Below are 14725 nucleotides of genomic sequence, written 5' to 3'. Positions count from 1 at the left end.
CGACGTATTGTAATTTAGTTCCATGATTTGTTCGAGACATTTACAAATAGGTTCAGTCGTGCTTGTCTTGACCTTCAACAGCAGAGCCTTGGAAGCCTTGGGATAGGCGTGCGACGAAAGGAATTCCGTATGAAGCGGACGGGCACGGCGTTGGCGGCAATTCTGATGATCGCAACGGGCCTTGTCTCGGCGAGTGCCGCGACATTGCGGGTCGGCATTCAGGACGATCCCGATGCGCTCGACCCGGCACTCAGCGGCACTTACTCCGGCCGCTTCGTGTTTGCGGCGCTGTGCGACAAGCTCGTCGATATCTCCCCCGACCTCAAGATCGTGCCGCAGCTGGCGGAGGCTTGGGAGTGGTCCGCGGACGGCAAGTCGATCACCTTTGCGCTGCGCAAGAATGTCACGTTCCACGATGGCACCGCGTTCGATGCAGCGGCAGTCAAGTTCAATATCGAGCGCATGAAGTCCATGCCGGATTCCAAGCGCAAGGCCGAGCTGGCGCCGGTCGCGAGCGTCGAAGCGCTTGCCGCGGACAAGGTGAAGTTCAACCTGTCGGAGCCGTTCGTGCCGCTGCTTGCCAATCTCAGCGATCGTGCCGGCATGATGGTCTCGCCCAAGGCCGCCACGGAGAAAGCCGGGGAATTTGCAGCCGCGCCGGTCTGTGCCGGTCCGTATCAATTTGCCGAGCGCAAGTCGCGCGACCTCATTCGGGTCAAGAAATATCCTGGCTACTGGGACGCTGCACGGGTCGGCTATGACGAGGTCGTCTACTACTACGTTCCCGACTCGACCGTGCGGTTGTCACGCGTCCGGGCGGGCGATCTCGATCTCGCGGAGCGTATCGCGCCGACCGATCTCAAGACCGTGCGCGACGATCCCAACCTCGCCCTGCATTCCGGCCAGGGACTTGCCGTCTCGCATCTGATGTTCAATGTCGGCGCGGGCGCGAAGGCCGATACGCCACTCGGCAAGAACTCGACGCTGCGTCAGGCCTTTGAGCTGGCGATCGATCGCAATGTCATCAACCGCGTTGCCTTCAACGGCGAGTTCCTGGCGGATAACCAGATGATCCCGCCGTCATCTCCGTTCTACGATAGCGCGCGCAAGGCGCCGGCTCGCGATGTTGCCAAGGCAAAGGCGATGATTGCCGCCGCCGGAATGACTCGCGTGCCGGTCGAGATCCAGTACGAGAATACGGCCGGCGATTCCCGGGTCGCACAGATCATACAGTCGATGGCGGGCGAGGCCGGTTTCGACGTCAAGCTGCTGCCCATGGAAACGACCACGGCCATCGAGCGCTACATGAACGGCAATTTCGAAGCCTATATCGGCAACTGGAGCGGCCGCGCTGACCCGGACCCGACGCTGGTCGCCTTTTTCAGTTGCGCGGGCTCCCAGAACGTCAACAAGTACTGCAACAAGGATCTCGATGCGATCCTGAACCAGGCCCGGGGCGAGGCTGACGAAGCCAAGCGCAAGGCACTCTACGCCAAAGCGACGGACATTTACCTGACGGCGCTCTCGTCGATTCCCCTCCATCACCCGAACTGGTTCTTTGCGGCCCGCAAATCGGTCGGCGGCATCGTCATGGTGCCGGACGGTCTGTTGCGTCTGGTCGGTGTCAGGCCTGTGAATTGATGCGCAACGCTTCGCGCCCGCCGATGCGCTCGCCCTGGTGAGGACCAGTCTGCCCCGATGAAGAGCTTGCTTCTGCGCCGGCTTGCCGTCCTGCTGCCGACCCTGTTGCTGGTGTCGATGATGGTGTTCGGTCTGCAGAAACTGCTGCCCGGCGATCCTGCGCTGGCGCTCGCCGGAGAAGAGCGTAATCCCGAAGTCGTTGAATATCTTCGGCAGAAGTATCGCTTCAATGATCCGATCCCGGTGCAATACGCCGTCTGGCTGAAAGCCCTGGTGCACGGTGACTTCGGTACGTCGGTACGCACCCGATTGCCGATCGGCACCATGCTGGCGGAAAAATTGCCGGTGACCGCTGAGCTCGCGATCCTGTCGATGCTGGTCGCGCTGCTCGTCGGGTTGCCGATCGGGATCTTCGCGGCGCTGGGGCGCGGGACGCCCTTCGACTACGGCGCCAGTCTGTTCGGGCTTGCCGGACTGTCGATCCCGCATTTCTGGCTGGGGATCATGCTGATCCTTCTGTTCTCGGTGAATCTCGGCTGGCTTCCGGCCGGAGGTTTCGTTCCGCCGTCCGAGAGCGTGGGAGGCAACCTGCTTTCGATGCTGATGCCCGCCTTGGTGCTCGGCACGGGCACCGCTGCGATCATGATGCGCCATGTCCGCGGCGCGATGATCGAGGCGATGAAGCAGGACTACGTGCGCACCGCCCGCGCGAAGGGCGTCCGCGAAAGCACCATCGTGATGCGTCACGCGTTGCCGAACGCGCTGATTCCCGTGGTCACGCTGGGCACACTGCAATTTGGCGAACTGCTGGCCGGCGCGGTGTTGACGGAGCAGGTCTTTTCCATCCCGGGTTTCGGCAAGATGGTCGTCGACGGCGTGTTCAGCCGCGATTATGCCGTGGTTCAGGCGGTCGTGCTCTGCACAGCAGCCGTATTCCTCCTGATGAGCCTGATTGCCGACGTGGCTTATGTGCTGCTCAATCCGAGGCTCAGATCATGAGCTCGATTGAGACGGTGCCGGTCGCAAGTCAGGCACGCGCCGCCGCTCCTTCGGAGATTCGTCGCCTGTTGCGCGAACCATCCGCCGTCATCGGGGCCACGATCATCCTGTTCTTCGTCGTGCTGGCGGTGTTTGCCTCGTGGATTGCGCCGTACGATCCAAACTCGCCGGACTGGATGGCGATTCGCGCGGCACCCAGTGCGGCACATTGGTTCGGCACCGACGATCTCGGTCGGGACGTGCTGTCGCGCGTGATCTTCGGCACGCAAGCCTCGCTTTCCGCCGGCATCGTCTCCGTGACGGTCGCGGTGCTGATCGGCCTTCCGTTTGGTCTCATGGCCGGCTATTTCGGCGGCCTCACCGACATGGTGATCTCGCGCTTCGCCGATGCGCTGCTCGCTTGCCCCTTTCTGGTGCTGGCGATTGCGCTCGCCGCGTTCCTGGGCCCCAGCCTGCAAAATGCGATGATTGCCATCGGCATTTCCGCCGTGCCGGTGTTCGTTCGTGTCGCGCGTGCCGAGACGCTGGTTGTCTGCACCGAGGATTACATCGCGGCGGCCCGGTCCCAGGGCCTCGGCCATCTCGCCATCCTGACCGGACAGGTGCTGCCGAACGTGCTTGCGCCGACGATTGTGCAGGCGACGCTGACCATGGCGATTGCAGTTCTCGCCGAGGCGAGCCTGGCCTTTCTGGGGCTTGGCCAGCTTCCTCCGGCCCCCTCATGGGGCGCCATGCTTGACGTTGCCAGGCAATTTCTCGGCGAGGCGCCATGGATGGCCTTCTGGCCCGGCCTCGCGATCATTGCGCTCGTCATCGGCTTCAACCTGATGGGGGACGGCCTGAATGATGCCCTCAATCCCAGGCACTAGATGGAAGACGAGCCTGTTCCGCTGAAGACTCCGCGGCGTGGCCTAGGGCCGTTTGATTTCAGACGGCAGAGCAAAGCCTGTCTCGTCCGAGCGCTGCAGCGCGCAGATCCGATGACACAGGTCGATGACGTGCTCGTCTTAGACTAGCGTGTATTGGCGCGAGCATTGGGCGCGCCATTGATCTGTATCAAGCCCGCCGCGGGATAGGGGCCGCTAGGCTTCCAGCAGGAGCGCTGCCCGGACACAGGCCTTGAACACTCTTCGCCAGCATCGGTCTATCGACGGAGTCATCCAGCTCGTGATCCGGCTCGGATTGCTGGCGCTGCTGATCCTGTGGACTTTCCTAATCATCCGCCCCTTCGTGCCAATCCTGGCCTGGAGTGCGGTGCTCGCGGTGGCGTTCTATCCAGTCTTCGGCTGGCTCGCCAAACGCCTCGGGGGCCGCCCGCGCACCGCCGCTTCCATTCTTACGCTGGTTACGCTGGGCATCGTCATTGGTCCTGCGGCCTGGCTCGGCATGAGCGCAGTCGACGGGATCAAGGATCTCGCGGGCCAGATCAGCAGCGGCGATCTCACGCTTACGGAGGCGCCCGAACAGATCAAGAGCTGGCCGCTGATCGGCCCCCAACTCTACGATCTCTGGACCCAGGCCAACAGCAATATTCGCGCGGCGCTGAGCGAGGTGATGCCGTATCTGAAACCGCTTGCCGGGATGATGCTGTCGCTCGCCGGTGATGCCGGTGTCGGCACGCTCCAGTTCCTGCTGTCGGTATTCGTCGCCGGCTTCCTCTTTCCCTACGGTCCGCAGCTCGTCGACGCGGTGCGCGGCTTCCTGTTCCGGGTCGTACCGGAGCAGAGCGAGCATTTTCTGGAGCTCGCCGGCGCGACCATCCGCGCGGTGTCGCAGGGCATCATCGGTGTCGCAATCGTGCAGTCGCTACTGGCCGGCATCGGCTTCAAGCTCGCAGGCGCCCCGAGTGCCGGCCTGCTGGCATTCCTCGTCCTGTTGCTGTCGATCGTGCAGATCGGCCCCTTCCTCGTTCTCTTCCCCGTGGTCGTCTGGATCTGGATGGACAAGGACGTGACCACCGCGGTGCTCCTGACCGTCTTCCTCGGCGCCGTCGGCATCCTCGACAACATCCTGAAACCCATCGTCATGGGGCGCGGCCTGACCACGCCGACGATCGTGATCCTGATCGGGGTGATCGGCGGAACGCTCGCGCACGGAATCATCGGCCTCTTCATCGGGCCGATCATCCTGTCGGTCGCCTGGGAACTCGCGGCGGCCTGGATCCGAAACGACCGCGCCGCTGCGCCGAAAAGGCCGGAAGAGACCTGAATCTCCGCACGCATCACCTTTGACCTAAGTCAATCCTCTCGACACCCGATGCGCCTTGATCAGGTGAAGCCAGATCTGACCGCAGGCATGTCGATGGCCCATCAAACGTCGCAGCGGGATTGCGCATTCGGGCAAACGTCCCCGGCGATGACGGCCGTCGACTGACCGCCATGGATGCGATCCTTGCCATCGATGCGAATGCAGGAAGCGTGAACTTCCAGCTCTTCTCCGTACGAGGCGAGGGGAGGCTGGAACGGCAAATCAAGGGACGGCTTGACGGGCTCGGCCGCCATCCGCGCCTCAGGGCGAGCAGAGCGAACGGCGATCCGTTGGCGCACCGCACCTATCAGAACGACGACGTCGATGACATCCCGGCGGCATGCGCGGTTGTCGATAGCTGGCTGCGGGACGAATTGGGAATCCAGCCGCTGGCCGTGGGACATCGCGTCGCTCAGGGAGGACCGGATGACGCCCGACCGGCCCTGATCGATGATGTCGTGATGGCGCGTCTGGAGCGGCTGATTGCACTCGCGCCGCTGCTTCAACCGTATAATCTTGCGCCAATCCGTATCATGCAGGCCAATCATCCGGCGCTACCGCAAGTCGCCTGCTTCGATACTGCATTCCATCTTGGCAAGGTCGTGGAGAACGGCAGCTATCCTATTGCGCATCAACTCTGCGCAGGTGACGTAAGGCGTTACGGGGCTCACGGTCTTTGCTACGAGTCGATCGCACGAGCTCTGACGCTTGAGGCCCCCGAGATTGCCGCGCGCCGCGTGATCGTTGCGTGCCTCGATGACACCAGCTCGATGTGCGCGCTGAAGGAAGGCCGCAGCGTCGAAAGCACGAATGGATTCTATGCCTTTGGCGCATCGCCGTCGGACCATTCCGCAGGTGAAATCGATCCCGGCGACGCATTTCTGTTCACCAATCCGGGTGACGACGGTGCGGCGGCTCGTTTTCTGCGAGCAGAACAGGCCGTCGAGCACCTCGCCTACTGCGCCGGCCTCAACGCCGGCCTGCTCGCGGCCGCGCTGGAGGGGCTTGACGCCTTTGTTTTCACCGGCGCGATCGGCCAAGGCTCGACCGCGATCCGCGCGCGCATCGCCGAAAGGCTGAGCTGGCTCGGTGCTATACTGGATGTTAAGGCCAACGCCCATAACGCACGGCTGATCTCGCGCCGCGATAGTCGTATCCCTCTCTACGTGCTCCCGTCCGACGATGAATTGACCATCGCGCGGCACACGTTGGCGCTCTTGTTGAACGGGCCGTCGCCACGTTGAGGCAGCTTCCCGGAAAGCTGAAAAGGATTGGCGGCGCTCGATGCTTCTTCAATTCCTCGTCGGTACGCTGGTCAGCGTGATCAATATCGGAATCCATGCGCTGGTGACCATCGTCGCCGTCGGGATCGCCCGCGGCGCGGGCTTGCGGCAAACCAGGAGACCAAGAGCGCATCTGATGGGTGTCATGGTCGCGACAGCCGTGGTGTTGCAGGTCGCGCATACGCTGGAGGTTCTGGTGTGGGCTCTGATGTATGAAGTCGTTCAGGCCGCCGCACCGGGCAGTGATGCGCTCTATTTCGCCTTCGTCAACTACACCACGCTCGGCTACGGCGATATCACGCCGGTGCGCGAATGGCGCCTCATCGGCCCGTTGACGGCTATGAATGGTGTCCTGCTGTTCGGCTGGTCGGCCGCCATCCTGTTCGAGGTCTTGCGCAAGACTCTCGAGCACCTCGGCGTAACCCAGGCGCCTGGCCTTAAATGATCCTGATACCGATGGAGGCCTCGGCCAGAGCCGAGCTCACCCCAGGAAAAGGATCATGGCCGTGAACGCCACCGGCAGCGTCCCGAACAAAACGACTGCGATCCGAAATGCGGTCTCGTTCCACATCGGAAGAGGCTAGCATCGGACGGTACCGGTGTGATGTGCAGTTTGTGCCATTCGCCGGTGTCGGCCCGCTCAAGGCTGCAGGTCGAGGCTTGCAAGCTGGTGCCGATCCAGCAGCACGATCTGACGCTGGGTGTTGCCGACGAAGCCGAGGGCGCCGAGCTCATGGAGCCGTGACAGCGCGCGGGATACCGTCTCCAGCGTCAGGCCGAGGTAATCGGCGATATCGCGCCGCGACATCGGCAGCGCCATGACGCCGGACGCCGTCAACCGCCCGTCCATCTCGAGCAGGAACGCTGCGACCCGCTCCAGCGAGGTCTTGCGTCCCAGCAACAGCATGTGGTCCTCCGCATGCTGGAGGTTGTTCGTGGTCATGCTGAGCAGGTTTCTGGCGACCATCGCATCGCTTTCGGCCACCATTTCGAGGCTTTGCCGTCTGACCAGGCGCACCGTGGTGTCGACGATCGCTTCCGTGGTGAAGCGGTGCTCGTTGCCGTTCTCCAGGCCAAAAATGTCGCCGGCGAGGTGAAAGGCGCCAATCTGCCTGCGGCCGTCCGACAGCAGCTTGTAGCTTCGCACCGCACCGGACGTCACCTGATAGACATATTCGGCGGGCTCTCTCTCCCCGTAGATTTCGCTGCCCTTTTTATAGGTAAATTGGCTTAAACTGACGAGCGCATTTGAATCGCTGGTCATGCCGAGGTCACGAAGGGAGTTGGGACGCGGCGTCGAATCCGCTGCAATGCGAACGAACATAGGCCAACTCCTCAGCTCATCGCCGAATTGGTCTGTCGGACGAAAACTCTCGCCGCTGGGAATGCGCCGCGCCGTCCCACTCCCGTCGAAGTTGATTTACGACTAAGGCGGCATTCTCATCCATTGTCCCAAGGTTCATTGTACCAAGGGACAGCGTGGACGCCTGTTGGGAGGTTGTTGCGCGGATTGAGAAGCTGTCGGAATTCAGCAAGAGGTGATGCGTGCCCGGCCTTGTTCACGTGGTGGACGACGACGATTCCTTCCGGACGGCGATCGCGCGCCGGTTGAAGCTCGCGGGCTACGACGTTGCGACCTACGCATCGGCGCAGGATTTGCTGGATGCGTCGCCTGATGACGCACAACCGGGATGCATCCTGCTCGACGTGTGGATACCGGGGCTGAGCGGCCCCGACTTGCAGACCCGCTTGGTCGCGTCGGGCTCGACGCTGCCAATCATATTCCTGACCGGACACGCCGACACGCCAACCACGGTGCAGGCCATCAAGGCCGGCGCGGAGGATTTCCTGACCAAGCCGGTATCCTCCGAGCAGTTGATCGCTGCGATTGAGCGCGCGATGGTGCGCCAGCACACCGCGCAGGCGCATCGCGGAAGGCTCGAGACCTTCCGCATTCACCTCGCCGCATTGACGCATCGCGAGCGTCAGGTGTTCGATCTCATCGTCCGCGGCAGGATCAACAAGCAGATCGCGCATGAGCTTGGAACCACCGAGCGCACCGTGAAGGCGCACCGCCACCAGGTGATGGAGAAGATGCAGGTTCGTTCGCTGGCGGAGCTCGTTTCGATCGCGGAACGGCTTGGAATGCTCGATACGAGCGACGATTAGCTGATTTGTCGTCACGGCACAGTTCCCGCGGTGTGACTTCCCCAAGAGACAATATGAAATTCGTTGGTGCGGTGCTGCCATGCACGGCGGCGAATGCGGCGCTTTGCCTGACACGCAAGTAGACCAGGCGAATATGGCGCCGGCGCCGCCGTGATCAGTCATTCGTCTCGAAGGGGCACTTCCTTGCCAGAGCGTGACTCTGTTTTTGTCGTCGATGACGATCCGTCCATCCGGACCAGCGTGAACAGACTGCTCCGCGAGCATGGCTTTGCCGCGACGCTCTTCGACTCTGCTGGAGCCTTGCTCCATCACGGCAGCTTCGACAAGGCGATCTGCATCGTTCTCGATATCGACCTGAACGGAAGGTCCGGCATCGACCTGCGCCGGCAACTGGCCGAGGAGGGTGTCACCGCACCGGTGATCTACATCACCGGAAATGACAGCTCGGCGAACCGCGCGGCGGCGGTCGCGTCCGGATGCATTGCCTATCTGGTCAAGCCATTTACGGCGCAGTCCCTGATCGAGTCGGTGGCGCGTGCGTCGGCTGCGTAACGCAGCATGGTCGCTCATTCGTCGACATATTGCTCCAGCGTCCTGGCCGGTGCGCCCTTGTGGACGGACGCGAACTGCGCCAGCGGCACCGAGGTCGTCAATGCCAGAAGGTTTGAATCGACGACCTCGAGGGCAAGTGTCTTCCCTGACTCCATCTCCTTGATGATCGCGGGAGGCGCGACGTCGGCCGCAATGCAGGCGTTGGTCAGGCACCAGCTGTAAGGGATGCGGAGGGGGCTGCCCTGGTCGACGGTCAGCTTCGCCGGCTGTTGCAGGTACATGCCGACGGGCACGAAGAGTTGCAGCCGTGCCGAGGGAGTGCCTTCGCGCTCGATCAGGTCCACGCGCACGGCCGTCTGGCCGGTTGGAAACTTGCCGGTGATTGAGGTCCGGCACAACGTCGGCGCACCGCCTGCCTTGAAGCAGAGCTTCTGCCAGTCTCCGTAGACGATGTCCTTTGCCTCGCGTTGGCCGCGCGTCGCGACCTCGGCGGGTTTATCGGCCTGCGCGGATTTAGGCGCGGCGATGCCGGCACATGTCGCGCTTCCGGCGACCGCGACGACCAGCAGGCCGGAGAGACAATTGCGGGGACTTGGCATGATGTGCCTCCGAACCTGAATTTTATTTCTGCGCGTCGAGGAAGTTCGCCACTAGCGGCGACCACAGCGGGATCGCGTCCGGCGAGCCGATGAAGAAATGGCCCTCGCCGCCGAACGGCGGCATCAGATGATACTCGGCGCGGCCGCCAGCCGCCGTGAATGCTGCATGCATGCGCTTCGACAGGTCGGGGCCGAAAAACGTGTCGTTCTCGATGTAGATCCACAGCATCGGCACCCGCGACGTGCTGCCGAAATCCGCGGTCGCCTCGACCAGCTTGTCGGGTGCACAATTGTTGTTCGGCTTGCCGCCGACCCGCCCGCCGCGGCCGGCGGCGAAGGTGATGATGGCCTTCACCTGTGGTGGGTTCACACTGGACAAGGCGATGGAAGCCCAGCCTCCGGCGGACTGGCCGACCACGATCACGTCCTTTGGAATGATGCGTCTCTCGGCGGCCATGTAGTCGATGATCCAGAGATCGACCTTGGCGACTGCGAGGCCCGCATCATGGAAGTTGGGGTTCGTGCACTTTCCGACCTTGGAAAAGAATGGCCCATAGAGCGCGCGCTCGGGAATGTCGATGGCCGCGGCGCCATAGCCGCTGCCGACCGGTGCGACCACGAGATAGCCGCGCTTGGCGAACCACTTTGCAGCGTCGCGGAATTCCACCAGCGGAAAGAAGCCGCGATCGACCGGCTTGAGCGACACGCCGTGGTTCATGATCGCGAGCGGGAAGGGGCCGTCGCCGACGGGCCGCACCACATAGGCGAACATCGGAAGCGGCAGCGGCAGCGCCCAGATCTCCTCCTGGATGCGGACATTGTCCTCGGCGCGCACCGGCAGGACGAAGGCGGCGAGGGTAAGTAGAGCCATCACGAACGGTCGGATGATTGCGGCCAATTGCCTGCGCATCGTCGCCTCCGTCAGCCGGTGTAGGTGAGGGCCACGATAATCGGGCCGAGTACGGTCAGGACGACATTGCCGACGGCGTAGGGCACGGCGACGCCGAGCACCGGCGTCTGGCTCTCGGCGACGTCGCAGGCTCCGGTCACCGCAGCATCGACGGTCATGGCGCCCGCCAGCGCACCGCAGGTGATGACCGGATTCATGTGCACCACATAGCGCGCAAACAGCGTCGCGACGATCAGCGGCACCAGCGTGACGACCAGGCCCATTCCGACCAGCAACACCCCGTGGGCCTGGATCGCAGTCCAGGCCGCGGCTCCGTTGCCGAGACCGATGGCGGCGATGAAGCCGCCGAGCCCGAGATCGCTCAGCGTCTGCTGCGCGGCGGGCGGCAAAGCGCCGATAGTCGGCCGGCGCGACCGTAGCCAGCCGCAGACGAGGCCCGTGATCAGCGCGCCGCCGCCGCCGCCCAGGGTCAGCGGAATACCGCCGACCTTGAAGCTGATGAGGCCTGCGAGCAGGCCCGCCGCGATACCGGTTGCGAGAAAAGCGATGTCGGCGCGGTCGCCGGAGCGCAAGATCTGTCCGACTTTCGTGGCGGCGCGCTCGATGTTGCGGGTGCTGCCGACGAGCGTCATGACGTCGCCCACATAGACGCGGGTATCCGGGCCCAGGGGGACCTCGCGGCTCATCCGGGTCAGCGTGCGGAGATAGACGCCGCGTGCGTCGTTGCCGACGCGTTCGGCGATCTCCTTGATCGACCGGCCATGGAGATCGCGGCTGTCGACGAGGACGTTGATCACGTTGCCCGGAATAGCCTTCAGAATCTCGTCGGCATCGATCTCCTTGCCGATGACCGGCTTTGCAGCGACGAGGGACGCCGTTCGCCCGGCAATGACGATGTCGTCGCCCGATTCGAGAATGGTGTCGAGGCGCGGCTCAACGTCGGCTCCATCCCGCACTATTCGCTCGACGACAGTGCGGCTGCCGATTTCCTCTTCGATATATTTGACCGTGCGTCCCGCGGCGGTCGAGACCCGATAGGCGCGCGCTTGGAATTTCCGATAATGGAGATTTTCGTTCTGTGGCGGATTGCCGCCGGAAAGCTCCGCCTCCAGTTTCGCCGCCTCCTCCTTCAAATCGACCCCCATCAGCTTCGGCGCGACAAACGGCACGTACAGGAGTGTGAGGATGTAGCCGAGGACGTAAGTGACGGCGTAGCCGGCGGCGATGTTCGCCTCCTGCTGCTTAAAGGCGTCGTTGGGCAGGCCGAGTTGCGCCAGCGCGCCAGAGGCGGTGCCGATGATGGAGGATTGTGTCAGCCCACCGGCGGCAAGTCCCGAGGCCGTGCCCGGATCGAGCTTGAACGTGAAGGCGAATATCAGGACGAGGATCAGACCCGTGCCGCCGAGCACGAGCGCCATGACGACCTGCGCCAGAGTGCGGATGCTGAGGGACGCGAAGAACTCTGGGCCGGACCGGTAGCCGATCGTGAACACGAACAGACTGAACAGAATCACGCGCAGCAGCGAGGGGAACGTAAAGGTCCCGAGCTGGCCGATGAGCACGGCGACGACCAGGATACAGGCCGTCGTTCCGATCGAGAAGCCGCGAATCTTGACGCGACCAAGCACCGTACCAATCGCAATGGCGAGCAGCAGGAAGATCTCCGGAGCCGTGGAGATGATCCACCTAACGGTGCCCATGGCGCATGCCCTCCAGCAATTTCCGCCGAATCTGGTTCGTGGAACCAGGCGACGCTTGATCCAGATCAATCCTCCCCAAGGCAAGCTGTCGCCTATGGACCCATGCAGGAGTTAGGAGAGCCGATGTTTCGGACATGAGCACGATGGATATCGCCGCTGCTTCGTCGATACGCCGCGACGAGACGGTGCAAATTGCGTTGTTGCTCGCCTTCGCCGGCGGCTATCTCGATGCCTACACCTGGATCATCCACGGCGTGATGGCCAACGCGCAGACGGCCAATCTGGTTCTGCTTTGGGTCTATGGTTCGATCGGCAACTGGCCGGAAGCGCTGCATTTTGTCCCGCCGATCCTCGCATTCGCGGTCGGTATCGTGGTCGCAGCGTGGCTTCGCCGGGCGACCGGAGACCGTGCCAGCGCCATCAGCACGTTGATCGAAATACTGCTGCTGATTGCCATCGGCATCTTGCACAATCGCCTGCCGGACCTCGCCGGCACGCTGGGCATCTCGTTCGTCGCCGCCATGCAGACCGCGGTCTTCACCAAGGTCGAAGGTGTGGCCTACAGCTCGGTGATGATTACCGGCAACATGCGGCACGCGATTGAGAGCGTGTTCGCCGCAGTCTCAGGAGGCGGTTCGTTTCGGCGCCCCGGCATTTTTGCCGCACTATGCGGCACTTTCGGCTTTGGAGCCGCCGTCGGCGCCTTCGCGACCAAGCAGATTCCAAATCTGGCGCTTGGTGTCCCCGTGATCGCTCTCCTGATCGTGCTGCTGGGCTGCGAAGCAAACCGCGCCGAGGCCCGCACATGAACACGTTCGGGCCGATATCGCGATTCTTTCCGCCCGCGACCTGGCTTGCGGACTATCGCAGCGCCTGGCTGCGTCCGGATGCCATCGCCGGCATCACGCTCGCGGCCTACGCCATTCCGGTGTCGCTCGCCTACGCGACGCTGGCCGGATTGCCGCCGCAGATCGGCATCTATGGCTATATGCTTGGTGGGATCGGCTACGCGCTGCTCGGGTCGTCGCGCCAGCTTGCGGTCGGTCCGACCTCCGCGATCTCGCTGATGATTGCGGCCACAGTCGGGGCGCTGGCCGGCGGAGACGCGGCGAAATATGCCGAGATCGCGAGCCTTGCCGCCTGCGCGGTGGCGCTGTTGTGCCTGATCTCCTGGCTGTTCAAGCTCAGCATTCTCGTTCGCCTGGTCAGCGACAGCATATTGGTCGGTTTCAAGGCCGGCGCCGGGCTCACCATCATCATGAGCCAATTGCCGAGCCTGTTCGGCGTCGCCGGAGGCGGTCACAATTTCTTCGATCGCGCCATCAAGCTCAGTGGTCAGCTCGGCGACACGAAGCCGCTCGTTCTGGCGATCGGGGCGATCGCGCTGGTGCTCCTGCTGCTCGGAGAACGGCGTCTGCCGGGAAAGCCGGTCGGACTCACGATCATGGCGCTGTCGATCGTGTTTGCGACGCTGCTTGGCCTTGCGTCCCTCGGGGTGCCGGTCACCGGGACGATCCCCGAAGGGTTGCCGGCGATCGGAATACCCAGGTTTGGTCTGCTTGAGCCCGACGAACTCTTTCCGCTGGCCGCGGGATGCGTGCTGCTGGCCTATATTGAAGGTGTGTCTGCGGCCCGCAGCTTTGCCGCCAAGCATGGCTATGCCCTTGATGTCCGGCAGGAGTTTTTGGGCCTGGGGGCAGCGAATCTCGTCGCCGCATTCGGCCACGGCTATCCCGTCGCCGGCGGCCTGTCGCAATCCGCCGTCAACGACAATGCGGGCGCGCGCACCCCCCTGGCGCTGGTGATCTGCTCGGCGACGCTCGCACTGTGCCTGCTGTTCTTCACGGGGTTGTTGACGAATCTGCCCAAGGCCGTGCTGGCGGCTATCGTTTTTGCGGCCGTCTACAGGCTGGTGGACATCCGCGCGCTGTTGCGGATGTGGCGCGTCAGCCGGTTCGATTTCTATGCGGCGGCGATTGCGCTCGTGTCCGTGCTGCTCCTTGGGATCCTGCAAGGCGTCCTGCTCGCGGCCATCGCGTCGATCGTCCTGCTGCTGGCACGCGCCTCACGTCCGAATGTCGCGTTCCTCGGACGGCTGCCCGGGACCGGCCGCTACTCCGACAACGCGAGGCACGAGGGTGTCGAGCCGCTCGTCGGCGTCATCGCCTTTCGACCCGAAGCTTCGTTGCTTTACATCAACGCCGAAACGATCCTGGAGTCGGTGCTGGATGCCTTGCTGAGATCGGTCGATATCAGGCTGGTGATTTGCGACCTCTCCGCATCGCCTTACATCGATCTGGCCGGCGCGGGCATGTTGCGCGACCTTTACGATGAGCTCGCCTCCCGGCATGTCGCCTTCTGCATCGTCGGTGCGCATGCGCAGCTGCGCGATCTGTTGCGGGCGGAGGGACTGGCAGAGAAGACTGACAGCGGCGACTGGCTGCGGTCGCTGGACAGCGTTCTTGGCGATGCCCAGCCCAACGATGCCCGAGGAACGGTCTGATCTCTCCGCTGCCCTCCAATCGGTCGGCGACGGCCTATTGCGTTGCGAAGAGGCGTCACGGCCGTGCTCCCCGCCCCGGCATATCGCGCGACCGTTGACTTGGATCAATAGAGCAAGCGGCG

General features: G+C 63.3%; 14 protein-coding genes. 10 read left to right on the top strand and 4 right to left on the bottom strand.

The window, feature by feature from the left end; translation table 11 throughout:
• Window positions 1-129 precede the first annotated feature (129 nt).
• The 6 genes from AB7535_RS25030 (at window position 130) to AB7535_RS25005 (ending at window position 6615) form a co-directional block, all read left to right on the top strand.
• The gene (locus AB7535_RS25030) at window positions 130-1641 is read left to right on the top strand and encodes an ABC transporter substrate-binding protein (RefSeq protein WP_085402445.1); all 1512 of its coding nucleotides are present in this window, start codon (window positions 130-132) and stop codon (window positions 1639-1641) included.
• A gap of 57 nt (window positions 1642-1698) precedes the next feature.
• Window positions 1699-2640 (top strand): ABC transporter permease, encoded by a 942-nt coding sequence (locus AB7535_RS25025; protein ID WP_085402446.1) that lies wholly within the window; start codon window positions 1699-1701, stop codon window positions 2638-2640.
• Window positions 2637-3509, top strand: coding sequence for an ABC transporter permease (locus tag AB7535_RS25020; RefSeq protein WP_085402447.1), 873 nt, complete (start codon window positions 2637-2639; stop codon window positions 3507-3509). Before AB7535_RS25025 ends, AB7535_RS25020 begins: the two co-directional genes overlap by 4 nt.
• A 250-nt stretch (window positions 3510-3759) precedes the next feature.
• On the top strand, window positions 3760-4848 hold the full coding sequence (locus tag AB7535_RS25015) for an AI-2E family transporter (RefSeq protein ID WP_085402448.1): 1089 nt from the start codon (window positions 3760-3762) through the stop codon (window positions 4846-4848).
• Window positions 4849-5018: 170 nt separating this feature from the next.
• Window positions 5019-6131, top strand: a complete 1113-nt coding sequence (locus AB7535_RS25010; RefSeq protein ID WP_354102852.1) for an acetate kinase — start codon at window positions 5019-5021, stop codon at window positions 6129-6131.
• Between the two features lie 40 nt (window positions 6132-6171).
• Window positions 6172-6615, top strand: a complete 444-nt coding sequence (locus AB7535_RS25005; RefSeq protein WP_063981851.1) for a potassium channel family protein — start codon at window positions 6172-6174, stop codon at window positions 6613-6615.
• A 195-nt stretch (window positions 6616-6810) separates the two neighbouring features.
• On the opposite strand, the gene AB7535_RS25000 is transcribed toward AB7535_RS25005, so the two are convergent.
• On the bottom strand, window positions 6811-7494 hold the full coding sequence (locus AB7535_RS25000) for a helix-turn-helix domain-containing protein (protein WP_063981852.1): 684 nt from the start codon (window positions 7492-7494) through the stop codon (window positions 6811-6813).
• A gap of 221 nt (window positions 7495-7715) precedes the next feature.
• Between AB7535_RS25000 and AB7535_RS24995 the strand changes: the two genes are divergently transcribed.
• Window positions 7716-8339: a response regulator transcription factor gene (locus AB7535_RS24995; RefSeq protein WP_063981853.1), complete on the top strand. Its 624-nt coding sequence runs from the start codon at window positions 7716-7718 to the stop codon at window positions 8337-8339.
• A gap of 183 nt (window positions 8340-8522) precedes the next feature.
• Entirely contained in the window at window positions 8523-8891 is a 369-nt protein-coding gene (locus tag AB7535_RS24990) for a response regulator transcription factor (protein ID WP_063981854.1), read from the top strand.
• Window positions 8892-8905: 14 nt separating this feature from the next.
• Here the strand turns inward: AB7535_RS24990 and AB7535_RS24985 are convergent, their stop codons facing one another.
• Genes AB7535_RS24985 through AB7535_RS24975 form a run of 3 tightly spaced genes read right to left on the bottom strand, consistent with a single transcriptional unit; the run spans window position 8906 to window position 12100 of the window.
• The gene (locus AB7535_RS24985) at window positions 8906-9490 is read right to left on the bottom strand and encodes an invasion associated locus B family protein (protein ID WP_063981855.1); all 585 of its coding nucleotides are present in this window, start codon (window positions 9488-9490) and stop codon (window positions 8906-8908) included.
• 22 nt (window positions 9491-9512) lie between these two features.
• Window positions 9513-10400, bottom strand: coding sequence for a dienelactone hydrolase family protein (locus AB7535_RS24980; protein WP_094184189.1), 888 nt, complete (start codon window positions 10398-10400; stop codon window positions 9513-9515).
• 11 nt (window positions 10401-10411) lie between these two features.
• Window positions 10412-12100 (bottom strand): aspartate:alanine exchanger family transporter, encoded by a 1689-nt coding sequence (locus AB7535_RS24975; protein WP_063981857.1) that lies wholly within the window; start codon window positions 12098-12100, stop codon window positions 10412-10414.
• 134 nt (window positions 12101-12234) lie between these two features.
• Between AB7535_RS24975 and AB7535_RS24970 the strand changes: the two genes are divergently transcribed.
• A complete protein-coding gene (locus AB7535_RS24970) occupies window positions 12235-12909 on the top strand; it encodes a YoaK family protein (RefSeq protein ID WP_063981858.1) in 675 nt (224 codons plus the stop codon).
• Window positions 12906-14603: a SulP family inorganic anion transporter gene (locus AB7535_RS24965; protein WP_063981859.1), complete on the top strand. Its 1698-nt coding sequence runs from the start codon at window positions 12906-12908 to the stop codon at window positions 14601-14603. Before AB7535_RS24970 ends, AB7535_RS24965 begins: the two co-directional genes overlap by 4 nt.
• The last annotated feature ends 122 nt before the right edge of the window (window positions 14604-14725 follow it).

This window comes from Bradyrhizobium sp. 956_D2_N1_4 (assembly GCF_052076025.1).
Classification (GTDB): domain Bacteria; phylum Pseudomonadota; class Alphaproteobacteria; order Rhizobiales; family Xanthobacteraceae; genus Bradyrhizobium; species Bradyrhizobium barranii.
This window is presented reverse-complemented; position numbering and strand designations above follow the sequence as displayed.